Source organism: Azospirillum sp. SYSU D00513, assembly GCF_017356015.1.
GTDB lineage: Bacteria > Pseudomonadota > Alphaproteobacteria > Azospirillales > Azospirillaceae > Azospirillum.
Window position 1 is genome coordinate 83,420 of the sequence record NZ_JAFIQV010000011.1, and the last position, 23,484, is coordinate 106,903.

Consider the following 23,484-nt stretch of genomic DNA (forward strand, 5'->3'; position numbering starts at 1 on the left):
CCTCATTTCGCGGCCAGCCGCAATCATGGCGGTCGGCTACCCCATCGGCTATGGCCGATCAGGGCCGTCCGGTCACTTCTTGGCCGCGGCCGGCTTGGCCGGCGGCTCTTCGGCCTTGGGCGTGTTCAGCGCGACCTTCGGCAGCTTCTTGTTGACCCGCTCCATCACCGTGGTGGTGACGTCGAGCGCGGTGTCGACCAGTACGAACTGCTGGCGCGCCAGCACCAGGTTGGCGCCGCGTTCGCGGGCGACCTCGGCGACGACCTCGACCATCGTCTTGTGGACGACGCCCATGGCCTCGTTCAGCGACATCTCCAGCCCGCGCTTGCGGCTCTGGACCGTGCGCTGGACCTCGGCGACCTGCTTCTCGAAATCGCGGCGCTTGGAGGCGAGCGCGTCCGGCGCGAGGACGGTCTGCTGCTTGCGCAGCTCCTCCTCGCCCTTGCGGAGCTTGTCCTCGAGCGAGGAGATTTCCTTCTGGTAGCTCTCGCGCAGCTCGTCGAAGGACTTGCTGACGCCCCTGGCCGCCTCGGATTCCTGCATGACGCGCTGGACGTCGATGACCGCGATGACCGGGGCCTTCAGCTCCGCGCCGCTCTGGGCGGCGGGAGCGGCAGGGGCCGGAGCGGCGGCCTGGGCGTGGGCCTGCTGGGGGGCGAGCGCCACGGCCGCGAGGCCGCCGGTCAGAAGCGCGGTCGCACCGAGCACCGCCCTGATTTTGCTGAACTGCATGATTTAGAACCTGGTTCCGAAGCTGAAGCGGAAAATCTCTTTCTCGTCATAGTCTTCCTTCAACAGAGGGAAGGCCAGATCGAAACGGATCGGCCCGAGCGGCGAACGCCAGGCCACGCCGGCGCCGACCGACATACGGATGGCGCTGCCATCCACGACGTTCGGGTCGTCGACGTCGATGTCGGAGAGCGTTCCCACGTCGGAGAAGGTGTGGCCGCTCAGGCCCAGCTCTTCCGGCAAGCCGAGCGGGAAGGCCAGTTCGACCGAAGCGCGGGCGTAGCGCTGGCCGCCGAGCGCGTCGTCGGTCCGCAGGTCGCGCGGGCCGATGCCCGCCGTGCTGAAGCCGCGCAGCGTGTCGCCGCCGATGAAGAAGCGGTCGTTCAGGCGGACATCCTGGCCGAGGCCGGCGATGTAGCCCACCTCGCCCGTCGTCCCCAGCACCCATCCGTCGCCGAACAGCGGGACGTAGTAGCCGCCGGCCAGCTTGGTGCGCACGAACCGCGCATCGCCGCCAAGGCCGGCAAGGTCCGTCGTCAGCCGCAGGAAATAGCCGTCGGTCGGTGTCAGGCGGCTGTCCCGGCGGTCGTAGGTCAGCTCCTGGCCGACCAGCGAAACGAGGCGGCTGCCGATCTGGTCACGGATGTAGATCGAGGCTGTCGAGGGAACGTCCGAGATCGACGTGTTCTGGAGCTGATAGTAGAGGCGTTGGCGCAGACGCTCCGACCAGGGGAAGCCCAGACGCAGGGCGAAGCCCGTGTTCTTCTCGTCGTAGGAGCTTTCGTCCTGGTAGTCGCGCGTGATGCGGAAAAGGTCGATGCCCGCCGAGACGTCGCGGTCCATGAAGTACGGCTCGGTGAAGGAGATGTCGTACTCCTGCCGGCGGCCCGACAGGGTCGCGCCAAAGCGCAGGTCCTGTCCGCGGCCCAGCAGGTTGCGCTCCCGGATGCCGAAGTCGGCCAGGACGCCGTCCGTGGTCGAGAAGCCGGCGCCCAGAGACACCTCGCCGGTGGACTGTTCGGTCACGTCGACGTTCACGACCGAACGGTCGGGCGTCGTGCCCTCCTGGGTCGTGACGTTGACGCGCTCGAAGAAGCCCAGGTCACGGATGCGCTGTTCGGACCGGCGCAGCTTGGTGTTGCTGAAGGGGTCGCCTTCGGCAAGCTGCATCTCGCGGCGGATGACCTTGTCCAGCGTGCGGACGTTGCCCGTCACGTCGATGCGCTCGACGAAGACGCGCGGCCCCTCGTTGATCTCGTAGATCAGGTCGATGGTGCGGTTCTCGCGGTCGCGGTTGATCCGCGGGCGGACCTCGACAAAGGCGTATTGAAGGTCGCCGACCGCCTGGGTCAGCTTCGTGATGGTGTCCTCGACCCGGACGGCGTTGTACCAGTCACCCTCCCGCGTGGTCATCACGCTTTCGAGTTCCTTGGGGTCGAGCGCCTTCAGCGAGCTTTCGATGCCGACCTTGCCGAACTTGTAGCGCTCCCCTTCCTCCACCGTGAAGGTGATGAAGAAGTCCTCGCGGTCCGGTGTCAGCTCCGCCACGGCGGACACGACGCGGAAGTCGGCGTAGCCTTCCTCGAGGTAGAAGCGGCGCAGCAGGTCGCGGTCGAAGTTCACCCGGTCCGGATCGTAGCTGTCGTCCGAGGAGAGGAACCTCCACCAGGCCGTCTCGCGCGTCTGGATCTCCTCGCGCAGCCGGCCGTCGGAGAAATGCGAGTTGCCGACGAAGTTGATGCCGCGCACGCCGGTGCGGTCACCTTCGTTGATCTCGAAGACGAGGTCGACGCGGTTCTGGTCGAGTTCGATGATCTTCGGCTCGACCGTCGCGGCGTAGCGGCCCTGGCGGCGGTAGATGTCCAGGATGCGCTGCACGTCGTTCTGCACGCGGGTGCGCGTGTACACCGTGCGCGGACGGAGCTGGATCTCCGACTCCAGGTTCTCGCGCTCGATGCGGCGGTTCCCCTCGAAGGCGATCCGATTGATGATCGGATTCTCGACGAGCGCGACCACCAGCGTGTTCCCCTCGCGCCGGAGCACAACGTCGCCGAACAGGCCGGTGGCGAACAGCGCCTTCAGCGATTCGTCGATGCGCTCTGGATCGAAGGGATCGCCCGGCCGGATCGTCATGTAGGAGAGGACCGTGGTCGTCTCGATCCGCTGCGTCCCCTCGACGCGGATGTCGTTCACCGTGCCACCGGTGAAAACCTGCGACACGAGCGAACGGTCGGCCGCCGGCGGCGCGCCGCCGGGCCGTGATCCGCTCGTCTGTGCAAGGGCAAGAGAAACCGTCGTCATGGCGCAACCAGCCATCAGGCTGAGCGCCAGAACCCTGCTCGACACCCGCAAAGCACGCTCCCTGGCTTGGGCGATCCTGTTCAGGAGATCAGGCCCCGGAAGAAATCGACCACGCGAAGTTGAACGAGATCGTTCCACGTGGCGAAAACCATGAGCGTTAATACCAAAGCCAGTCCGATGCGGAAACCGTATTCTTGCGCTCTCGCTCCGAGCGGGCGGCCGCGCAGCCCCTCGATGGCGTAGAACAGCAGGTGGCCGCCGTCGAGCATGGGGACGGGGAACAGGTTGATCATGCCGAGATTGATCGACAGGAAGGTCATGAACCAGACCAGCGGGTACCAGCCGGTCTGGGCAACCTCGCCCGACATCTGGGCGATGCGCAGGGGGCCGCCCAGCTCCTCGGTGCCGCGGGTCCCCTCGATCATCTGGCCGAGTGCCGTGAAGGTGCCGCCGACCATGCCCAGGATCTCGCGGCCCGACTGCCAGACGGCCGTCAGCGGATCGTGGCGGACCATCTCCGCCCCGCTGCGGGTGATGCCGAGCAGCCCGATGCGGTGCGTGTTGCCCATGCGATCCTGGACCTCGGACACGTCCGGGGTGACCTGGAGGGTCCGGCGCTGCCCCTCCCGCTCGACCACCACCTCCAGCGTCTCGCCCGGCCGGATCGAGACGATCTGGCGGATTTCCTCGAAGCGCTGGATGCCCGTGCCGTCGACCGAGACGATCAGGTCGCCCGGCTGGAGGCCGGCGCGCTCGGCCGCGCTGCCCGGCTGCACCCCGCCGACGTCGGCCGGCGTGAAGGACTGACCGACCGTGGCGAACAGGACCGCCAAGACGACGAAGGAGAAGAGGAAGTTCGCGATCGGGCCGGCCGCGACGATGGCGGCGCGCTGGCCGAGCCGCTTGTGGTGGAAGGACACCGCGCGCTCGTCCGCCGTCAGTCCCTGGAGGCCCGACGACGGCGTGCTCGCCGCGTCGGCGTCGCCGAACATCTTCACGTAGCCGCCGAGCGGGATGGCGCTGAACTTCCAGCGCGTGCCCGCGCGGTCGTGGAAGCCGAACAGCTCCGGGCCGAAGCCGATGGAGAAGACCTCGATCCGCACGCCGTTGCGGCGCGCCACGAGATAATGGCCAAGCTCGTGCACGAAGACGAGCACGGTCAGAACCAGAAGGAAGGCGAGGAACGAGGTCCCGAAACCGCCGAACATGTCCATTATGCCCCTTGAAACCCCGTCAGAGCCCGATCGCCGCGACCCGGCCGGCGGCCACCCGGCGCGCCTCGCCGTCCGCCTGCCGCACGTCGGCGAGCGCGCCGAGCGGCCGGTGGGGCAGCGCCGCAAGCGTGTCCTCGACGATCCGCTCGATTCCGAGGAACCCGACTCGGCGGTCGAGGAAGGCCTGCACGGCGACCTCGTTGGCGGCATTGAGAATAGTAGGAGCGGCCCCCCCGCTTTGCAAGGCGGCCCGGGCGAGGCGCAGGGCCGGGAACCGCTCCGGGTCGGGCGCCTCGAAGGTCAGGGAGGCGGAGCGCGCAAGGTCGAGCCGGGCCGCCGGCGTCGCCAGCCGCGCCGGCCATCCCAGGGCGTAGGCGATGGGGGTGCGCATGTCCGGCGTGCCGAGCTGGGCGAGCACCGACCCGTCCACATACTCGACCAGCGAATGCACGACCGACTGGGGATGGACCAGGATGTCGATGCGCCCTTCGGGGATGCCGAAGAGGAAATGCGCCTCGATCAGCTCCAGTCCCTTGTTCATCATCGTGGCGCTGTCGACCGAGATCTTGGCCCCCATGTCCCAGGTCGGGTGGGCCACGGCCTGCTCGGGCGTCGCCGCCGCCATGAAGGCGCGGTCGCGCGTGCGGAACGGGCCGCCGGACGCGGTGAGGATCAGCCGCTCGACGCTCTCGCGGCGCGCGAAGTCGAAGACCTGGTATATGGCCGAATGCTCGCTGTCGACGGGGAGCAGCGTGGCGCCGCGCGCCTTCACCTCCTCCATCATCAGGGCGCCGGCGCAGACCAGGACCTCCTTGTTGGCGAAGGCGACGCAGGCGCCCCGCCGCACGGCGGCGAGCGTCGGCTCCAGCCCGGCCGCCCCGACGATGGCCGCCATCACCCAGTCGGACGGCCGCGCCGCGGCCTCCTCGACGGCCTGCGGGCCGGCGGCGGCCTCCACGCCGGTGCCGGCGAGCGCGTCCTTCAGGGCGCCGTAGGCGGCGGGGTCGGCGACCACGGCGACGCGCGGGCGCAGCATCCTGGCCTGTTCGGCCAGCAGCGCCACGTTGCGGTTCGCGGTGAGCGCCTCGACGGGAAATCGTTCGGGGTCGCGCGCGACGAGATCGACGGTCTGCGTCCCGACGGAACCGGTCGAGCCAAGAATCGTGACCCGGCGGGGGGCGCTATCCGTTTCCGCCATCCCCGCCCCCTGCGTCATACCGCCCATCACCACCATGCCAATGCCGTTCCGACGGTCGCGTGAAAGACTGCCACCACCGGAGCCGCGACCAGGAGCCCGTCGATGCGGTCGAGAATGCCGCCATGGCCGGGAATCAGCCGGCCGCTGTCCTTGGCGTCGAAGCGCCGCTTGACCGCGGATTCAAAAAGATCGCCGACCTGGGAGACGACGGCGACGACGGCCCCGGCCAGCAGCGCCAGCGCCGGCATCTCCGCCCCAAAGGCGAGCGCGACGGCCCAGCCCACCAGGGCCGCGCTGACCATCCCGCCGATCAGGCCGGCCCAGGTCTTCTTCGGGCTGATCCGTGGGGCGAGCTTCGGTCCGCCGATGCTGCGCCCGGCGGCGTAGGCGCCGATGTCCGTCGCCCAGACGGCGAGCATCGCGAAGAGGAGAAGCGCCAGGCCGTCGTCCGGCAGGTCGCGCAGCCAGACCAGCCCGATCCCGCCGAGCGCCACGTATGTGGCGCCGAAGCCGAGGAGGCGCTGCTCGCGGCCGCCGCCGGCGATCGACAGGGCGACGGCGGCGGCGAGCGCCAGCACGACCGCCAGCACCGGCCCCAGCGCGATCTGCGCGACGATCGCGGCGAGCACGCCGGCGGCGGCCACGACCAGGGCCGGCACGCGCCGGTCCTGCGGCACGAGGCCGATCCATTCGGCCACGGCCAGCACGGCGACCAGCGCGATCATGATGTGGAAGGTCCAGCCGCCGATCCAGACGGCGGCCAACACCAGCGGACCCAGGACGACCGCCGACAGGGCGCGCGTCCTGAGGTCCCCCCCCTTGCGGGGCGTCGCGTCAGCGGGACTCGGCGATGGCACCGAAACGGCGCTCCCGTCGGTGGAATTCCTCGATCGCCGCTTCCAGGTCGCGCTTCCCGAAATCGGGCCAGAGCGTGTCGAGGAAGACGAACTCGGAATAGGCCGCCTGCCAGAGCAGGAAATTGCTGATCCGCTTCTCGCCGCTGGTCCGCACGATCAGGTCGGGATCGGGGATGTCCGCCGTGAACAGGCGGGCCTCGAGCGCGTCCTCGTCGATGCTCGCGGGGTCGCGCTGGCCTTTCCAGACCTCCTCGGCGAGGCGGCGGGCGGCCTGGGCGATTTCCTGGCGCGAGCCGTAGCTGAGCGCCACCACGAGCGTCAGCGCGCGGTTGCCGTCGGTCAGGGCCTCCGCCTTTTCGATGAGCTGGACGATGTCCTTGGACAGGCGCGTCCGGTCGCCGATCACGCGCAGGCGCACGCCGCCCCTGTGCAGCTCGGCGATCTCGCTGCGCAGATAGAAGCGCAGGAGCTGCATGAGGTCGGAGACCTCCTCCTCGGGGCGGCGCCAGTTCTCGGACGAAAAGCTGAAGATCGTCAGATAGCCGATGCCCAGCTCTCGCGCCGCTTCCACGGTGCGGCGCACGGCATCGACGCCCTTCTTGTGGCCGGCGGTGCGCGGCAGGCCGCGCGCCTTGGCCCAGCGGCCGTTGCCATCCATGATGACCGCCACGTGCGTGGGCACGTGCGTGGCCGGATGGTGGCTGCTGTCGTTTGAGGCGTCGGGCATTTCGTCGTCAGACCTGCATGATTTCCTTTTCTTTGCCTGACAAGGCGTCGTCGACCTGCTTGATGTACTGGTCGGTCAGGGTCTGGACCTTCTCGGCCTCGGTCTTGTGCTCGTCCTGCGAGATCTCGCTGGCCTTTTCCGCCTTCTTCAGCATGTCCATGCCGTCGCGGCGCACGTTGCGCACGGCGACGCGGGCCTGCTCGGCGTACTTGTTGGCGACCTTCACCAGCTCCTGGCGGCGTTCGTGCGACAGGTCGGGAATGGGAACGCGGATCGTCTGCCCCTCGGCCTGCGGGTTCAGCCCCAGGCCGGAGTCGCGGATCGCCTTCTCCACCGCCTTGGTCATGCCACGGTCCCAGACCTGGACCGAGATCATGCGCGGCTCGGGCACGCTGACGGAGGCGACCTCCTTGAGGTGCATCTTGCTGCCGTAGGCCTCGACCATGACCGGCTCGAGCAGGGCGGCGGAGGCGCGACCGGTGCGAAGACCGCTCAGTTCCTTGCGAAACGCCTCGATCGCGCCTTCCATGCGGCGCTTGAGATCGGAAATTTCGGGCGCGGCCACGACTTACTCCCTCTCTTCTGAAACGATTGTGTAACGGCCCCTGCCCGCCATCACCTCGGCGAAGGCGCCGGGCGTGTGGATGGAGAAGACGAGTATGGGTATGTGGTTCTCGCGCGCCAGGGAAATCGCCGAGGCGTCCATCACCTGAAGGTCCTGCGCGAGCACGTCGAGGTAGGTCAGGTGCTCGTACCGCGTGGCGGTCGGGTCCTTCTTCGGGTCGGCGGTGTAGACGCCGTCCACCTGCGTGCCCTTGAGCAGCGCGTCGCAGCCCATTTCCGAGGCGCGCAACGCCGCGGCGGTGTCGGTGGTGAAGAAGGGGTTGCCGGTGCCGGCGGCGAAGATCACGACGCGGCCCTTTTCCATGTGCCGGATGGCCCGGCGGCGGATGTAGGGCTCGCTGATCGAGGCCATGGGAATGGCGGACTGGACGCGGGTGGTCACGTTCATCCGCTCCAGGGCGCTCTGCATGGAGAGCGCGTTCATCACGGTGGCGAGCATGCCGATGTAATCGGCCGAAGCCCGCTCCATCCCGCTCGCGGCGCCCTTGACGCCCCGGAAGATGTTCCCGCCGCCGATGACGAGGGAGACCTGGACGCCGAGTTCGACGACGGCCTTCACTTCGCTGGCGACGCGGTTGACCACCTCCGGATCGAGGCCGTATTCGCGTTGACCCATCAAGGCTTCGCCGGACACCTTCAGCAGGACCCGCTTGTAGCGGATGCCGTCGGTGGGCGCCGGTGTCCCGGAGGTCTGGGCCATGGAGGAGGTCTCCCGATTGGTTGAGCTTTTCCCTTTTTCAGCCGTTCAGCCCCCGGACCGCAAGGCGGTCCGGGGGTGTACGTCCATTTAGGCGCCCTGCTGGCCGGCCGCGGCGGCGACTTCGGCGGCGAAGTCGGTCTCGGCCTTCTCGATGCCCTCGCCCAGCGCGAAGCGGGCGAAGCCCGTCAGCTTGATCGGGGCGCCGATCTCCTTGGCGACCTTCTCGACCACGGCGCGGACCTTGGTCTCGCCGTCGATCACGTAGGTCTGCTCCAGCAGCACCACTTCCTCGTAGTACTTGCGGATGCGGCCCTCGACCATCTTCTCGATGATGTTCTCCGGCTTGCCCGAGGCGCGGGCCTGGTCGGAGAGCACGTTGCGCTCGCGGTCGAGCGCGGAGGTGTCGACGTCGGCGATGTCCAGCGCCTCCGGGCGGGCGGCGGCGATGTGCATGGCGATCTGCTTGCCCAGCTCGGCCAGCTTGTCGGCGGCGCCCGTCGACTCCAGCGCGACCAGCACGCCGATCTTGCCCAGGCCCGGCGCGATGGCCGAGTGGATGTAGCTCACCACGGCGCCCGAGGCGACCGACAGCTTGACGGCGCGGCGCAGGTTCATGTTCTCGCCGACGGTGGCGATCAGGCTGGTCAGCTCGTCCTGCACGCTGTGCGCGGCGCCCGGATAGCCGGCCTGCTTGATGACCTCGACGTCGCCGTCGGTGCCCAGCGCGATCTCCGCGACCTTGGCGGCGAAGCCCTGGAACTTGTCGTTGCGGGCGACGAAGTCGGTCTCGGCGTTCACTTCGACCAGCGCGCCGGTGGTGCCGGAGGTGGCGGCGGCGACGAGGCCCTCGGCGGCGACGCGGCCGGACTTCTTGGCGGCGGCGGCGAGGCCCTTCTTGCGCAGCCAGTCGACGGCGCCCTCGAGGTCGCCGCCCGTCTCGTTCAGCGCCTTCTTGCAGTCCATCATGCCCGCGCCGGTCTTCTCGCGCAGTTCCTTGACGAGCGCGGCAGTAATCTCGGCCATGTTTCGCCCTCTTCGTTCAGGTCGGATCCAAGCGGATCGAATTCAGCCAATCAACTCATAAAAAAGGCAGCCGGGCCTAAAGTGGTACGGCCCGGCTGCCCTTCAACACAAGAAGCCTCAGGCCTGGGCCGTCTCGGCCTCGGCGTCCTCGCCGTCTTCCGGCAGGGCCTCGGCCGGGGCATCCTCACGGGCGCCCACGTCGATGCCGGCGGCGCTCATCTCGGCCTGCAGCCCGTCCAGGACCGAGCCCTGGACCAGCTCGCAGTACAGGTCGATGGCGCGCAGGGCGTCGTCGTTGCCGGGGATCGGGAAGGCCACGCCCTCCGGATCGGAGTTGCTGTCGAGGACGGCGATGACCGGGATGCCGAGCTTGTTGGCTTCCTTGACGGCCAGCGACTCCTTGTTGGTGTCGATGATGAACAGCACGTCCGGCAGGCCGCCCATTTCCTTGATGCCGCCCAGCGCGCGCTCCAGCTTGTCGCGCTCGCGGGTCAGCTCGAGGATCTCGCGCTTGGTCAGGCCCGAGGTGTCGCCGGCCAGCTGCTCTTCCATCTCGCGCAGGCGCTTGATCGACTGGGAGATGGTCTTCCAGTTGGTCAGCATGCCGCCGAGCCAGCGGTGGTTGACGTAGTACTGGCCGCACTTGGAGGCGGCGTCGGCGACGCGCTCCTGGGCTTGGCGCTTGGTGCCCACGAACAGGACGCGGCCACCGCCGGCGACGACGTCGCGCACGGCCTGCATGGCGCGGTGCAGCATCGGCACGGTCTGCTCGAGGTCGATCACGTGCACGCCGTTGCGCACGCCGAAGATGTACGGGGCCATCTTCGGGTTCCAGCGACGGGTGTGGTGACCGAAGTGAACACCAGCTTCGAGCAGCTGGCGCATGGTGAAGGACGGCATTGCCATTTTGGAAAATCCCTTTTCCGGTTGCTCCGCCGCGGGCACTGTCCTGGCAAGGACACCGGAGCGGGCCTTCGGGTAAAGCCGAGGGTCCGCCAACCCGCGTGAGGTTTTGACGACGGGCGCTTACATAGCCCGGTCGCCCCGCTTTGGCAACAGTGTTGACAAGCGTCCGGCACGCTTTCCGGCGGCGCGGACCCGGCCCGGAAAGGGCGCTCTTTACAGCTCCACGACCTCGACGATTCCCGGCACGGCCTTGAGGGCGGCGCGGCTCTGCGCGGTGATCGCGTAGGCGCCGGGAAGCTGGATGTCGACCTCCTTCAGCGCGTCCAGCTCGACCAGCAGGTGGATCTTTCCCTTGCCCCGCCCGAGCCGGTCCAGCATGCCGCGCAGGCCGTCGAGCGGCTTGTCGTCGCGCACCACGATGCGCAGCCCCTCGCTGACCGAGGCGACCGCCTCCTCCAGCGGGCGGACCTCCTGGCAGGTCAGCCGGACCTCCTCCCCGTTCAGCTGGGCGTCCACCGTCATCAGCACGGGGCGCCCGGCTTCCAGCAGCTCGCGGTTGGCGGACAGGATTTCGGAGAAGCAGGTCACCTCGAAGCCGCCCGTGGCGTCGGACAGCTCGACGAAGGCGAAGCGGTTGCCGGACTTGGCGGTCTTCTCCTTCCGGCTGACGACGATGCCCGCCATCTTGTAGCGGGTCGAGCCGCCCTTGGAGATGGCGGCGGTCAGCTCCGCCGACTTCTTCACCTGCATGCGGCCGAGCGGCCCGGCGAAGGCGTCGAGCGGGTGGGCCGACAGGTAGAAGCCGATCGCCTGGAACTCGTTCTTCAGCTTCTCCAGCGGCTCCCATTCCTTTAGCTTGGGCAGGTCCGGCTCCTTCAGCCCGCCGGCGGCCCCGCCGAACAGGTTGCCGATCCCGCTCTCCCGCTCGGCCGCCTCGGCCTGGGCGTAGCGGATGATCGTCTCCAGCGCCGCGTGCACCTGCGCCCGGTTCGGGTTCAGCCCGTCGAAGGCGCCGGCGCAGGCGAGGTTTTCGAGCTGGCGTTTGTTGATGGTCTTCAGGTCGAGCCGCCGGGCGAAATCGAACAGGCTCCGGTACGGCCCGTTCTTCTCGCGCTCCTCGACCAGCGTCTTCATGGCGGCGAGGCCCACCCCCTTCACGGCGGCCAGCGCGTAGCGGATGGCGAGTTCGCCGTTGCCCATGTCCTCGACGCTGAAGATCGCCTGGGACCTGTTGATGTCGGGCGTGAGCAGCCGGACCTTCAGGCGCGACAGCTCCTGCCGGAAGACGTTCAGCTTGTCGGTGTTGCCGAGGTCGAGCGTCATCGACGCCGCCATGAACTGCACCGGGTAGTTCGCCTTGAGATAGGCCGTGTGGTAGGCGACCAGCGCGTAGGCCGCCGCGTGGCTCTTGTTGAAGCCGTAGCCCGCGAACTTCATGACCTGGTCGAAGATCATGCTGGCCTGCTCGCCGGGCACGCCGCGGCCCTCCGCGCCCTGCACGAACAGGGCGCGCTGCGCGTCCATCTCCTCCTTGATCTTCTTGCCCATGGCGCGGCGCAGAAGGTCGGCGCCGCCCAGCGTGTAGCCGGACAGCACCTGGGCGATCTGCATGACCTGCTCCTGGTAGATCATGATCCCGAAGGTCTCCTTCAGGATCCCCTCCAGGGACGGGTGCATGTAGTCGGCGTCCTCGTCGCCGTTCTTCACCCGGATGTATTTCGGGATGTTGTCCATCGGGCCGGGGCGGTAGAGCGACACCAGCGCGATGATGTCCTCCAGCCGGTTCGGCTTCAGGCGGCGCAGCACGTCGCGCATGCCCGAGCTTTCGAGCTGGAACACGCCGGTCGCCTCCGCCCGGCTGAGGAGCTGGTAGCTCTTCTCGTCGTCGAGCGGCACCTGCGCCAGGTCCGGCTTCTCCGGGATCAGGTTCACCGCCGTCTGGAGCACCGTCAGCGTCTTCAGGCCCAGGAAGTCGAACTTCACCAGCCCGGCCTGCTCGACGAACTTCATGTTGAACTGGGTGACCGGCATGTCGGAGCGCGGATCGCGGTAGAGCGGCACGAGCTGGTCGAGCGGACGGTCGCCGATCACCACGCCGGCGGCGTGGGTGGAGGCGTGGCGGTACAGGCCTTCGAGCTTCAGCGCGATGTTGACCAGGCGCGCCACCGTCTCGTCGCCGTCGCGCGCCTGGCGCAGCATCTCCTCGCTGTCGAGCGCCTGCTGGAGCGTCACCGGGTTGGCCGGGTTGTTCGGCACCATCTTGCAGATCTTGTCGACCTGCCCGTAGGGCATCTGCAGCACGCGCCCGACGTCGCGCAGCACGGCGCGCGCCTGGAGCTTACCGAAGGTGATGATCTGGGCGACGCGGTCGTAGCCGTACTTGTCCTGGACGTAGCGGATCACCTCTTCCCGGCGGTCCTGGCAGAAGTCGATGTCGAAGTCGGGCATCGACACGCGTTCGGGGTTCAGGAAGCGCTCGAACAGCAGGCCGAAGCGCAAGGGGTCGAGGTCGGTGATGGTCAGCGCCCAAGCGACGACCGAGCCGGCACCCGAACCGCGCCCCGGCCCGACGGGAATGTCGTGCGCCTTCGCCCATTTGATGAAGTCGGACACGATCAGGAAGTAGCCGGGGAACTTCATCTTCACGATGACGTCCAACTCGAACTCCAGCCGCTCGAAATAGGTCTTGCGGGTCTCCGCCCGCTGCTCCGGCGTCATGTCCGGGGAGTAGACCGCCTTTTCCAGCCGCATCTCCAGCCCGGCGCGGGACTGGGCGCGCAGCTCGTCGTCCTCGGTCCGGCCCTCCTCCGTCGGGAAGGCGGGCAGGATCGGCTTGATCGGCTTCAGCAGGAAGGAGCAGCGCCGTGCGATCGCGACCGTGTTGTCCACCGCCTCCGGCAGGTCCGCGAAGAGCAGGCGCATCTCCTCCGCCGACTTGAAGCGGTGGTCGGGGGTCAGGCGGCGGCGCTCGGTCTGGCTGATGTAGGCGCCCTCGGCGATGCAGAGCAGCGCGTCGTGCGCCTCGTACATGTCGGCGGTCGCGAAATAGCAGTCGTTGGTGGCGACCAGCGGCAGGTCATGCGCATAGGCGAGGTCGATCAGCGCGGGCTCGACCGCGTCCTCGATCTCCGCGAAATGGCCGCTGTGCCGCTGAAGCTCGATGTAGAGGCGCCCGGGGAACAGGCCCTTCAGGTTTTCCAGAACCTCAAGCGCCAGGTCCTTCTGCCCCTCCCCCAGCAACCGCCCGAGACTGCCGGCCGGCCCGCCGGTCAGCGCGATCAGCCCCTCGCTGTGGCCCTTCAGCGCCTCCAGCGTCACCTGGGGGCCGGCCATGGGGTCCGACTCCAGGAAGGCCTTGGAGACGAGCTTCATCAGGTTCCGGTAACCCTCCTCCGTCTGGCAGAGCAGGACGAGCTGGTCCGGCTGCGAGGCCGCCTTGCCCGGCAGCGGCAGCTTGCCCGCGGGCTTTCCGGCCGAGGGCATGACGCGGGTGATGCCAAGCACCGTGCCGATGATCGGCTGCACCCCGGTGTCCGCCGCGGCCAGCGCGAACTCCAGCGCACCGAACAGGTTGCCGGTGTCGGTGACGGCCACCGCCGGCATCTCCTGCTTGTGGCAGAGCTTCACCAACTCCTTGATTTTTATGGCGCCTTCGGACAGCGAATAGGCGGAATGAACACGGAGATGGACGAAATCGGCATGCGGCATGGAGGGCTTCCGGGTCCGGGCTGCGGAGCGTGGACTCCTAGTGGTCGCCCATCCGGCCCCTCCGATGCAACAGCCAAAACGTTCGGAGTGATTCGCCGTCGGGGACCGTTTCTGCTATCCAAATGGATAGAGCCTTCCACAGGACGCGAGGAGTTCGATGAGCCGACACCCGGCGCCGCGCGCGCTTGCCGCCCTCGCCCTGATGGGCGCGGCGCTCGCCGCCTGCCAGACGACGGGGACCGGGCCGGACGCGGGACCGGGGGCGCCGGTGACAACGCTTGCCGCTGCACCTGTTCTCGCCACCTCCACGCTTCAGCCCGCCCAGGCCGAAGGGACGGGCGAGATCGTCGCGCAGAACAAGGGCTGGGTGGTCCGCGCCCATCCCGCGCTCAACGGGTCCGCCGCCTATTGCCTGGCCACGCCCAAGGGCGAGGCCCTGCCCCGCCTCTCCTTCCGCGCCACGGCGGACGAAGCCGCCATGCTGGTGCGCGGGGCGGCCGGCAGCGACCCGGCCGAGGACAAGGCGAAGCTGACGGCCACCTTCGAGGGCGGCGGGAAGATGGCGCTGGAGGCGCGCCCCCTGCCCGACGGGCGGGTGCTGGTGCCGGTCGAGCTTCCCGCCTATTACGACGTGCTCGACCCCTTCGCCTCCTCCAAGAGCGTGACGCTGGAAAGCGACCTGCTGGACAAGCCGGTGTCCGACCTGAACCTGTCCGGCTCGCTCTGGGCGATCAACGCGCTGGACGAGTGCCGCATCCTCCACACGGAGGAATGAGCGGCATCCGCCCGCTCGCTCAGGCGAGGTTCTTCTTCAGGAACTCCACCGTGCGCGACCAGGCCAGCTCGGCGGCCTCGCGGTTGTAGCGTTCGGCCGAGGTGTCGTTGTGGAAGGCGTGGTTCACGCCCTCGTACATCAGCACCTGGTAATCGACGCCGGCCTTTTTCAGCGCCTCCTCGTAGGCCGGCACCGACTCGTTCACGCGCTGGTCCAGCCCGGCGTAGTGCAGCATCAGCGGCGCGCGGATCGAGCCGACCTCCGCCGGGTCCGGCGTGCGGCCGTAGAAGGCGACCCCGGCCTTCAGGTCGGGCGCCTTGATGGCGAGCTGGTTGACCATGGCGCCGCCCCAGCAGAAGCCCACGGCACCCACCTTGGCGTTGGAATAGCGATAGGCCATGAGGTGACTCATGGCGCCGACGGCGTCGTTCACCGCCTTGTCCATGTCGAGCTTGCCGATCCTGTCGCGGGCCTCGTCCGGATTCTCCGGCGTGCCGCCGAGCGGCGACAGCAGGTCGGGCGCCAGCGCCACGAAGCCCGCCAGCGCCAGCCGGCGCGTCACGTCCTGGATGTAGGGGTTGAGACCGCGGTTCTCGTGGATGACGACGACGGCCGGCGCCTGCTCCGCCATTTTCGGGCGCGCGAGGTAGCCTTGAACGGTGCCGGTGGCGCCCTGGTAATTGACCCTCTCGGCCGTGATGTCGGAATGGTCCGGCGGCACCTGGGCGGCGAAGGCGTAGTTGGGCTCCAGCCCGGCGAGGATCGCGGGCACGGCGGCGACACCGCCCGCCAGCACCGCCAGACGTTCGAGGAACACCCGGCGCGGCAGCGGCTTGTGGGTGTATTCGTCGTAAAGCTCTATGATCCTCTGGTCCATGCGTCCCTCGTCTGCCCGTTTTGCGGGGGAGTGTGCATGAGGGAAAACAGGGCGGCAACGGCGCGGACGGTCAGGCCGAAGCCGCACGAAAGCAGGAGCGGGGAGACGCGATCGTGCTTGCGACCATCGTGACGGCCCGGCTCATCCTGCGCCCGCGCGGGATGCAGGATTTCGACGCCTGCCTCGCCATGAACTCCGACCCGGTGGTGATGGCCTTCGTCGGCGGGATGCCGGATGACCCCGTGGCCTACCGCGAGGAGCTGGCCCGCCGCATGGAGGAGACCCACCCGCCGGGACTCGGCTACTGGTCGGTCTTCGCCAGGGCGGAACCGGACCGCCTCATCGGCTGGGTCTCGCTCGTCCCCTGCGACGACGCTCCCGGGTCCGACATCGAGATCGGCTGGCGCATCGTGCCGTCCGACTGGGGCAAGGGCTACGCCCCGGAAGCGGCCGCGGCCCTGCTGCGCCATGCCTTCGTCACCGTCGGACTGGACAGGGTCATCGCGACCGTCCACCCCGAGAACATCCAGTCCTTCCGCGTCGCCGAAAAGGCCGGCCTGCGGTTTGCGGGCGACGGCGACTATTTGGGCGAGCCGTGCAAGGTGTATGAGGCGATGCGCGAGGGGTTTGAAGGGAAGGAGCCGAGATAGCCGCCGGTTGGCAAAATGCCGGGACCGCTATTCCTGCCAGAAACTACCAACAGTATTTCAGCACTACTCCGTCATCCCCGCGAAATCGGGGGTCCAGAACTTGCCGTCACGTGCTGTTTTGGGAAAGCCTGGATCCCCGCTTTCGCGCATAGGGGCTAACTTAATCCCCTCTCCCCTTGGGGAGAGGGTTAGGGTGAGGGGGTTGCAGGGGAACATTTGCGTTCGGCAATCGCGGTCCCCCTCACCCTCCCAGCCCTGGCGGGCTGGGCCCCGCCCTCTCCCCAGCGGGGAGAGGGAGAAAACGGCCGTCAAAGTTAGCGCCCATGCGCTTTCGCGGGGATGACGTGTAAGTGGTTTTTATAACCAACACAGCCCCAGGGGGAGAAAGCCACTGACTGCCCCCTCAATGCTCCACCAGCAGGCCGTCGCGCATTTCCAGCACGCGGTCCATGCGCCGGGCGAGGTCGAGGTTGTGGGTGGCGACGAGGGCGCCGACGCGGGACTGGCGGACGAGATTGGTCAGCATGGAGAAGACGCCCTCGGCCGTGTTGGGGTCGAGGTTGCCCGTCGGCTCGTCGGCGATCAGCAGGCCCGGCGCGTTGGCGAGCGCGCGGGCGATGGCGACGCGCTGCTGCTCGCCGCCGGACAGGCGGGCCGGGCGGTGGTCGCCGCGCGCCTCCAGCCCGACCATGCGCAGCAGCTCGGCCGCGCGTTTGGCCGCCTCGCGGCGCGCGACGCCGGCGATCATCTGCGGCAGGACGATGTTCTCCAGTGCCGAGAATTCCGGCAGCAGGTGATGGAACTGGTAGACGAAGCCGACGGAGCGGCGGCGCACCTCGGTGCGCTTGGCGTCATCCAGCGTGGACACGTCGGTGCCGCCGATGCGCACGGTGCCGCTGGTTGGCCGCTCCAGCAGGCCGGCGATGTGCAGCAGCGTGGACTTGCCCGCGCCCGACGGGCCGACCAGCGCCACCAGTTCGCCGGCCCGCACGGTCAGGGCGGCACCGCGCAGCACGTCCAGGCGGGTCCCCGCCTGCTCGAAGCTGCGCACGATGTTCGAGAGTTCCAGCATCGTCTCACTCATAGCGCAGCGCCTCCACCGGATCGAGCCGGGCGGCGCGCCAGGACGGGTAGATCGTGGCGGCGAAGGACAGGCCGAGGGCGAGCAGCGCCACATGCAGCACCTCGTCCCACTCGATCTTCGCGGGAAGCTGCGACAGGAAATAGATCTCGGCCGAGAAGAGGTTCGTGCCGGTCAGCGTCTGGATGACCTGGCGGATCGTCTCGATGTTCAGGGCGAAGGAGACGCCGAGGATCAGCCCGAAGACCGTCCCCGTCACCCCGACGCTGGCCCCGGCGAGGAAGAAGATCCGCATGATCATCCCGCGCGAGGCCCCCATGGTGCGCAGGATGGCGATGTCCCGCCCCTTGTCCTTCACTAGCATGATCAGGCTGGAGATGATGTTGAAGGCAGCCACCGTGATGATCAGCGACAGGATCAGGAACATCACGTTGCGCTCGACCTGGAGCGCCGTGAAGAAGCTGGCGTTGGACTGCTGCCAGTCCACCACCCGCCCCTGCCCGGCCACGGCGTTCTGGATCGACGCGCGCGCGCCCTGGATCTGCGTCGGGTCCTGGACGAACACCTCCAGCGAACTGACCGCGTCGGGCAGCCGGAAGAAGGCCTGCGCCTCCGGCAGGGGCATGAAGACGAAGCTGTTGTCGTATTCGAACATGCCCACGTCGAAGATCGCGCCGACGGGATAGCTGCGCATGCGCGGCACGGTGCCGAAGGCGGTCACGTTGCCCTGCGGGGCGATGAGCGTGATCTGGTCGCCGACCGAGAGGCCGAGCCGTTGCGCCATGCGCACGCCGATGGCGACGCGGTCCTCGCCGAAATCCTGCACGGAGCCGCGGACGATGTTCTGCGACAGGGTCGGGCGGACACTGAAATCCTCCGGCCGCACGCCGCGCACCACCGCACCCGAGGCGACACCCCGCACCGAGAGCAGGGCCTGCCCCTCCACCGTGGGGGTGACCGTGATCACCCCCGGCGTGCCGCGCAGCACGTCGGCCAGCGCGTCGAAATCGACCAGCGGCCCGCCGCGCGACGAATAGACGTTCAGATGCCCGTTCAGCCCGAGCACGCGGCCCAGCAGCTCGGCCCGGAAACCGTTCATCACCGCCATGACGATGATCAGCGTCGCCACGCCGAGCCCGATGCCCAGCAGCGAGAAGGCGGCGATGACCGAAATGAACCCTTCCTGCCGGCGCGCCCGGAGATAGCGCATCGCGACCATGCGTTCGAAGGCGGAGAAGATCATGCAAAAGCCTCGGGGAAAACGGCACCTGCGCCGACCGGCGCGCCCGCACCATAGGGCCAAGCTCCGGCCAGGAAAAGGCGGCTTAAAGGCGGAAGCGGGGCGATAAGGCCATACGAAAAACGCGCCGGACCTGCCGGCGCGTTTCCGATGCGGATGGTCCCGGCGGCGCTCAGGCCGTCAGCTTGGCCAGCGCGCTCTCGACCGACAGCTCCTCGCGCTCGCCGGTGGCGCGGCGCTTCAGCTCCACCACACCGTTCTTCAGACCGCGCGGGCCGACGACGAGGTGCCAGGGCAGGCCGATCAGGTCCATGTTGGCGAACTTCACGCCCGGACGCTCGTCGGTGTCGTCGTACAGCACGTCCACGCCCTTCACCTCGAGCGCGTCGTAGATCTCCTGGCAGACGCGGTCGGTCTCGGCGTCGCCGGCCTTCAGGTTGACCAACCCCACGCGGAAGGGCGCCACGGCGTCCGGCCAGATGATGCCGTTCTCGTCATGGCTCGCCTCGATGATGCCGGCCATCAGGCGCGACACGCCGATGCCGTAGGAGCCCATCTCCACCGGAACCTGCTCGCCGTTCGGGCCGGTGACCGTGGCGTTCATGGCCTTGGAGTATTTGGTGCCGAAGTAGAAGATGTGGCCGACCTCGATGCCGCGGGCCGAGACCAGATCGCTCTCCGGAACCGGGCAGTTGGCCGGGTCGTGCTTCTCGTCGGTCGCCGCGTAGATGGAGGTGTACTTGTCGAAGAAGGCCTGGAGGTCGTCGTCCGTGCCCGGCGCGTCCTTCAGCACGTCGAGGTCCAGCCAGTCCTTGTGGCAGAAGACACCGCTTTCGCCCGTCTCGGCCAGGATGATGAACTCGTGGCTGAAGTCACCGCCGATGGGGCCGGTGTCGGCGCGCATCGGGATGGCCTTCAGCCCCATGCGGGCGTAGGTGCGCAGGTAGGCCAGGAACATCTTGTGGTAGGCGCGCTTGGCGCTGTCCGGGTCGATGTCGAAGCTGTAGGCGTCCTTCATCAGGAACTCGCGCCCGCGCATGACGCCGAAGCGCGGCCGGATCTCGTCCCGGAACTTCCACTGGATGTGGTAGAGGTTCAGCGGCAGCTGCTTGTAGCTCTTCACGAAGCTGCGGAAGATGTCGGTGATCATCTCCTCGTTCGTCGGGCCGAACAGCATCTCGCGGTCGTGGCGGTCGGTGATGCGCAGCATCTCCTTGCCGTAATCGTCGTAACGGCCGCTTTCCTTCCACAGCTCCGCCGACTGGATGGTCGGCATCAGCAGCTCCTGCGCGCCCGCGGCGTCCTGCTCCTCGCGGACGAGCTGCTCGATCTTGCGGAGCACGCGGTAGCCGAGCGGCAGCCAGGCGTAGATGCCGGCGCTCGTCTGGCGGATCATGCCGGCGCGCAGCATCAGGCGGTGGGAGACGATCTGCGCCTCGGTCGGCGTTTCCTTGAGGGTCGGCAGGAAGAAGCGGGACAGCCGCATGGCTTTGCTCTCGTTTGCGAGGACAGGTGATCCGGAAATCGGGTGTCGGACTTTAGGAAGGACGCCCGGACTTGTCCATCCTCGCGTCCCCTGCGGCGGCTAGCCGGGCGCCCGGCAGAGCGCGTAGAGCTGCGCCTCGCGCGCGGCACCCAGCGGCTGGCCGTTGAAATACAGCCGGTCGCGGTCGAGCGTCAGCGTGCCGATCTCCGCTCCCGGAGGGAGGCCGCCGGACGGCACCGGATAGCCGAGGCGGCGGGCGATGCCGACGGTCAGGGGAATGTCGAGGCGCTGCACCGGTGCCACGGCGGCCGAGCCCGGCAGGTCCGCCGGGACGACGGCCCGGCCCTGCGCGTCCACGCCGGGCACGTAATCGACGTCCGGGGCCGGGCGGTGATGCGTCAGGTACCGGCAGGCGCCCAGGTCGATCTGCGCCGGCGCGGCGCCGGGAAAGGCCGCCAGCGCGGGCAAGCCCAGCGCGCCAAGCAGGAGTGTCGTCCGGAGCCGCACCGCTTTCCCCTTATGTTGGTCAGGCCGGCACGGTGGCCTGGTTGCGCATGCTTTTCCAGTAGATCGCCAGATAGGGCATGTTCTTCTCCGCCTCCTCCTGCGTACGGGCGGACTGGCGGATGTATTTGCCGATGAAGGCCTTGTTCAAGTGCTCCAGGTCCACCGCGGCCTTCAGCACCAGGAACTCCCCGATGCGGTCGGGCAGGGTGTAGTGCCATTTCTGAAGGCATTCCGACGTCACGCCCGGCTTGGCCTGGTCGAGCCCGGACAGCAGGAATTCCTGGTGGTGGTACTGGTTGATTTCCTTCCAGGCCTGGAAGATCCGGGGCGGCTTCACGCGCACGAGCCCCTTCATCACCTTCAGGTCGTCGGGAAACAGCGGGAGAAAGCCGCGCTTCTCCGCCAGTTCGCCCAGCATCGTGTAGAGGCCGGCGAGCACGCTTTCCCCGGTCTCCTCCGACGGTTTCTCATTCCCCTTGTTCTTGCCCCTGCGGCCGAAAAGGGAGCTGAAGAAGCCCTTCTTCTTGGCGGGCGCGGCGCCGGTGCCGCCCTCGACGGTCACCCGCCGCTCGTCCCACAGGGCGTCCCAGGCATAGTCCCAGGCGGTGAAGATCGGGTTGGAGCGGTCGTCCAGCACGGTGAGCAGGTACTCGCGCCCCTCCTGCGCCCAATCGACGTCGCCGACGATGGCGCGCACCGGGCGGCGGCTCAGCACGACGGGAAAGATGCCGACGCGCACCACTTCGGCGTAGAGATCCTGGAAGGCGGGCGTGAGCGCGAAGGGCAGCAGGGAGGCGGGCTGCTGCTCGGGCGACAGCAGTTCCATGTTCTTGCGGGTGCGGTCCAGCAACTCGGTCAGCAGCACCGCCGCGAATTGATCGAAGCGCTCGTTCTCGTTCGCGGTCATCGTCGCCTCGGTCTCGACTGTTCGCTTCGGGGCCGCGCCACCCGCCGGGCCTCCGCCCGGGCGGCGCATGCTACAGGGCACCGCGAAGCACCGGCTCCGCGCCCGTCCCTGTTTCCATATTAAAAGCAGCAATGCCGAGTAAACCGTTAACTCAGGCGGAAAACCTCTTCGAAATCTTCCATCCGGCGCACAGGCGCATCCTTTCCGGAATTCCGCCAAAAAGAAAGGCCGCGCGAGCATTGCCGCGCGGCCCAAGGCTAGGGAGGAATCGCCACCAGGAGTCGGAGAAGAGGAGCAACGCTCCCCTCATCACTGATTGGAAGTGTGCTCCCGGCCGGCCCGGCGTGGCAACAGTAAATCCGGGTTACCTACGCGGTTTCGTAATATTTTCCGGCTTTTGCCTATTATTCGTGCGTTTGATTACTTGTTTTGCTCTTCTTTGCTACATATTGAGGCATCGTAACCAGTAAATCCCTGCCGCTTTGCTTCGAGCCACGGGGGACTCTGCGCTTCCAGCTTGGTCCAGACCGGGCAGTCGGGCTGGTGGGCTCCCGGCAGGTAGCCGAGGCTCATCAGGAACTCGCCCACGATCTCGCCGCCGGTGAAGCGGAAGGTGCGCTTGAACAGACGGACCCACTCGGCCTTGCTCAGGGGATGGTGCGCGCGCAGCCAGCCGTGAAAGGAGCCGTGCTGCGCGCGCAGCGCGACGATGCGGCGGGCGTTCTCGATCGCGGCCTCGACCTTCAGCCGGTTGCGGATGATGCCGGGGTCGCCGAGCAGGCGCGCCTTCTCCGCCTCGCCGTAGGAGGCGACCCGGTCGATATCGAACCCTTCGAAGGCGGCGCGGAAGGCGTCGCGCTTCTTCAGGATGGTCAGCCAGGACAGGCCGGCCTGGTTGATCTCCAGCACCAGCCGCTCGAACAGGACGCGGTCGTCGCTGCTGGGGAAGCCGTATTCCGTGTCGTGATAAGGGCCGTGGAACGGGTGGCCGGGCGCCGCCGCGCAGTAGGTGAGGCTCACGTCGCCCTCACTTCGCCAGCCCCTTCGCCATCTCCCGGAAGGAGATCAGGTCGGAATTCACCAGCAGATAGATACCGAACCACACGACCAGCGCGACGACGCTGGTCACAGCGAACTTCAGCAGAATCCGCGGCCTCTCCGGCGCGCCGTCGGCCATGCCGGGCTCGGGCGTCTCCGGTGCCTGCGCTCCCCAGGGCAGCACGGCGAACAGAACGATCCACCAAACCACGATGTACGTCGCGATACCGCTTACCCAACCCACCTCGGTCTCTCCTCAAGTCGTTCACAGTGGCCGCCGCCAGCGCGAAACCGCACCGGCGCGGCTCGATCCCCTCTCCCGTCCCGGGAGAGGGTCAGGGTGAGGGTGCAAATTTGGTCAAAGGAGCCTTTGGCTCCTTTGCGGCGTCCTATGGACGCCGGCCCTCACCTTCCCAGCCCGTAAGGGCTGGGCCCCTCCCTCTCCCCGGTGGGGAGAGGGAGGAGAACGGCCATCCAAGTCAGCGCCTTTGCTTTTCCCCGTTCGCCGTCCCCGGAGGCAGATCACACCTGTTCCAGCTCCACCAGAGTCCCGGCGAAGTCCTTCGGGTGCAGGAACAGCACCGGCTTGTCGTGGGCGCCGATCTTCGGCTCGCCGTCGCCGAGCACCCGCGCTCCCCGCGCCTTCAGCCGGTCCCGGGCGGCCAGTATGTCATCGACCTCATAGCAGACATGGTGCATCCCACCCGAGGGGTTCTTCTCCAGGAAGGCGGCGACCGGGGAGGACGGCCCCAGCGGGTGCAGCAGTTCGATCTTCGTGTTCGGCAGTTCCACGAACACCACGGTGACGCCGTGGGCCGGCAGGTCCGCCGGTTCCGACACCCGGGCACCGAGCGTGTCGCGGTAGAGCGCCGTGGCCGCCGGAAGATCCGGCACGACAATGGCAACGTGATTGAGACGGCCGATCATGCTGCACTC

22 protein-coding genes are annotated in these 23,484 nt (G+C 68.0%); 2 read left to right on the forward strand and 20 right to left on the reverse strand.

All coding sequences use genetic code 11. The features are described from left to right. Positions 1-72: 72 nt before the first annotated feature. The 11 genes from JUB11_RS10600 to dnaE form a co-directional block, all read right to left on the reverse strand. Positions 73-732, reverse strand: a complete 660-nt coding sequence (locus JUB11_RS10600) for an OmpH family outer membrane protein (RefSeq protein ID WP_207458500.1) — start codon at positions 730-732, stop codon at positions 73-75. A gap of 3 nt (positions 733-735) precedes the next feature. Further along, on the reverse strand, positions 736-3,075 hold the full coding sequence (gene bamA, locus JUB11_RS10605) for an outer membrane protein assembly factor BamA (protein WP_348771407.1): 2,340 nt from the start codon (positions 3,073-3,075) through the stop codon (positions 736-738). Positions 3,076-3,110: 35 nt separating this feature from the next. Next, complete coding sequence (gene rseP / locus JUB11_RS10610; RefSeq protein ID WP_207458502.1) at positions 3,111-4,244, reverse strand: RIP metalloprotease RseP; 1,134 nt, start codon at positions 4,242-4,244, stop codon at positions 3,111-3,113. 19 nt (positions 4,245-4,263) lie between these two features. Further along, the gene (locus tag JUB11_RS10615; RefSeq protein ID WP_207458503.1) at positions 4,264-5,442 is read right to left on the reverse strand and encodes a 1-deoxy-D-xylulose-5-phosphate reductoisomerase; all 1,179 of its coding nucleotides are present in this window, start codon (positions 5,440-5,442) and stop codon (positions 4,264-4,266) included. Between the two features lie 26 nt (positions 5,443-5,468). After that, a complete protein-coding gene (locus JUB11_RS10620; RefSeq protein ID WP_207458504.1) occupies positions 5,469-6,299 on the reverse strand; it encodes a phosphatidate cytidylyltransferase in 831 nt (276 codons plus the stop codon). Further along, entirely contained in the window at positions 6,277-7,026 is a 750-nt protein-coding gene (locus JUB11_RS10625; protein ID WP_207458505.1) for an isoprenyl transferase, read from the reverse strand. The genes JUB11_RS10620 and JUB11_RS10625 overlap by 23 nt, the downstream gene beginning before the upstream one ends. A gap of 7 nt (positions 7,027-7,033) precedes the next feature. Next, the gene (frr, locus tag JUB11_RS10630) at positions 7,034-7,591 is read right to left on the reverse strand and encodes a ribosome recycling factor (protein ID WP_207458506.1); all 558 of its coding nucleotides are present in this window, start codon (positions 7,589-7,591) and stop codon (positions 7,034-7,036) included. A 3-nt stretch (positions 7,592-7,594) separates the two neighbouring features. Then, the gene (gene pyrH, locus JUB11_RS10635; RefSeq protein ID WP_207458507.1) at positions 7,595-8,350 is read right to left on the reverse strand and encodes a UMP kinase; all 756 of its coding nucleotides are present in this window, start codon (positions 8,348-8,350) and stop codon (positions 7,595-7,597) included. A gap of 87 nt (positions 8,351-8,437) precedes the next feature. Continuing rightward, the gene (tsf, locus tag JUB11_RS10640; RefSeq protein WP_207458508.1) at positions 8,438-9,373 is read right to left on the reverse strand and encodes a translation elongation factor Ts; all 936 of its coding nucleotides are present in this window, start codon (positions 9,371-9,373) and stop codon (positions 8,438-8,440) included. Between the two features lie 117 nt (positions 9,374-9,490). Continuing rightward, positions 9,491-10,279 (reverse strand): 30S ribosomal protein S2, encoded by a 789-nt coding sequence (gene rpsB, locus JUB11_RS10645; protein WP_207458509.1) that lies wholly within the window; start codon positions 10,277-10,279, stop codon positions 9,491-9,493. Between the two features lie 213 nt (positions 10,280-10,492). Next, entirely contained in the window at positions 10,493-13,987 is a 3,495-nt protein-coding gene (gene dnaE / locus JUB11_RS10650) for a DNA polymerase III subunit alpha (RefSeq protein ID WP_207458510.1), read from the reverse strand. Positions 13,988-14,144: 157 nt separating this feature from the next. Between dnaE and JUB11_RS10655 the strand changes: the two genes are divergently transcribed. Further along, a complete protein-coding gene (locus JUB11_RS10655) occupies positions 14,145-14,762 on the forward strand; it encodes a hypothetical protein (protein ID WP_207458511.1) in 618 nt (205 codons plus the stop codon). Positions 14,763-14,781: 19 nt separating this feature from the next. Here the strand turns inward: JUB11_RS10655 and JUB11_RS10660 are convergent, their stop codons facing one another. Further along, the gene (locus JUB11_RS10660) at positions 14,782-15,639 is read right to left on the reverse strand and encodes a dienelactone hydrolase family protein (protein ID WP_207458512.1); all 858 of its coding nucleotides are present in this window, start codon (positions 15,637-15,639) and stop codon (positions 14,782-14,784) included. A gap of 113 nt (positions 15,640-15,752) precedes the next feature. Between JUB11_RS10660 and JUB11_RS10665 the strand changes: the two genes are divergently transcribed. Next, the gene (locus JUB11_RS10665) at positions 15,753-16,289 is read left to right on the forward strand and encodes a GNAT family N-acetyltransferase (protein ID WP_207458513.1); all 537 of its coding nucleotides are present in this window, start codon (positions 15,753-15,755) and stop codon (positions 16,287-16,289) included. Positions 16,290-16,692: 403 nt separating this feature from the next. Here the strand turns inward: JUB11_RS10665 and JUB11_RS10670 are convergent, their stop codons facing one another. The 8 genes from JUB11_RS10670 to mce all read right to left on the reverse strand — a co-directional run bounded on the left by JUB11_RS10670 (position 16,693) and on the right by mce (position 23,475). Next, positions 16,693-17,373, reverse strand: a complete 681-nt coding sequence (locus tag JUB11_RS10670) for an ABC transporter ATP-binding protein (protein ID WP_207458514.1) — start codon at positions 17,371-17,373, stop codon at positions 16,693-16,695. Next, positions 17,366-18,613 (reverse strand): lipoprotein-releasing ABC transporter permease subunit, encoded by a 1,248-nt coding sequence (locus tag JUB11_RS10675; RefSeq protein ID WP_207458515.1) that lies wholly within the window; start codon positions 18,611-18,613, stop codon positions 17,366-17,368. The genes JUB11_RS10670 and JUB11_RS10675 overlap by 8 nt, the downstream gene beginning before the upstream one ends. A gap of 169 nt (positions 18,614-18,782) precedes the next feature. After that, positions 18,783-20,096, reverse strand: a complete 1,314-nt coding sequence (gene proS, locus JUB11_RS10680; protein WP_207458516.1) for a proline--tRNA ligase — start codon at positions 20,094-20,096, stop codon at positions 18,783-18,785. 99 nt (positions 20,097-20,195) lie between these two features. Next, positions 20,196-20,603: a hypothetical protein gene (locus JUB11_RS10685; RefSeq protein ID WP_207458517.1), complete on the reverse strand. Its 408-nt coding sequence runs from the start codon at positions 20,601-20,603 to the stop codon at positions 20,196-20,198. Between the two features lie 19 nt (positions 20,604-20,622). After that, on the reverse strand, positions 20,623-21,510 hold the full coding sequence (locus JUB11_RS10690) for a hypothetical protein (protein ID WP_207458518.1): 888 nt from the start codon (positions 21,508-21,510) through the stop codon (positions 20,623-20,625). A gap of 420 nt (positions 21,511-21,930) precedes the next feature. After that, positions 21,931-22,530 carry a DNA-3-methyladenine glycosylase I gene (locus JUB11_RS10695; protein ID WP_207458519.1) on the reverse strand — a complete coding sequence of 200 codons (600 nt, stop codon included), beginning with the start codon at positions 22,528-22,530 and terminating at the stop codon, positions 21,931-21,933. A gap of 7 nt (positions 22,531-22,537) precedes the next feature. Further along, a complete protein-coding gene (locus JUB11_RS10700; RefSeq protein WP_207458520.1) occupies positions 22,538-22,792 on the reverse strand; it encodes a DUF1467 family protein in 255 nt (84 codons plus the stop codon). Between the two features lie 278 nt (positions 22,793-23,070). Then, the gene (mce, locus tag JUB11_RS10705) at positions 23,071-23,475 is read right to left on the reverse strand and encodes a methylmalonyl-CoA epimerase (RefSeq protein WP_207458521.1); all 405 of its coding nucleotides are present in this window, start codon (positions 23,473-23,475) and stop codon (positions 23,071-23,073) included. Positions 23,476-23,484 lie beyond the last annotated feature (9 nt).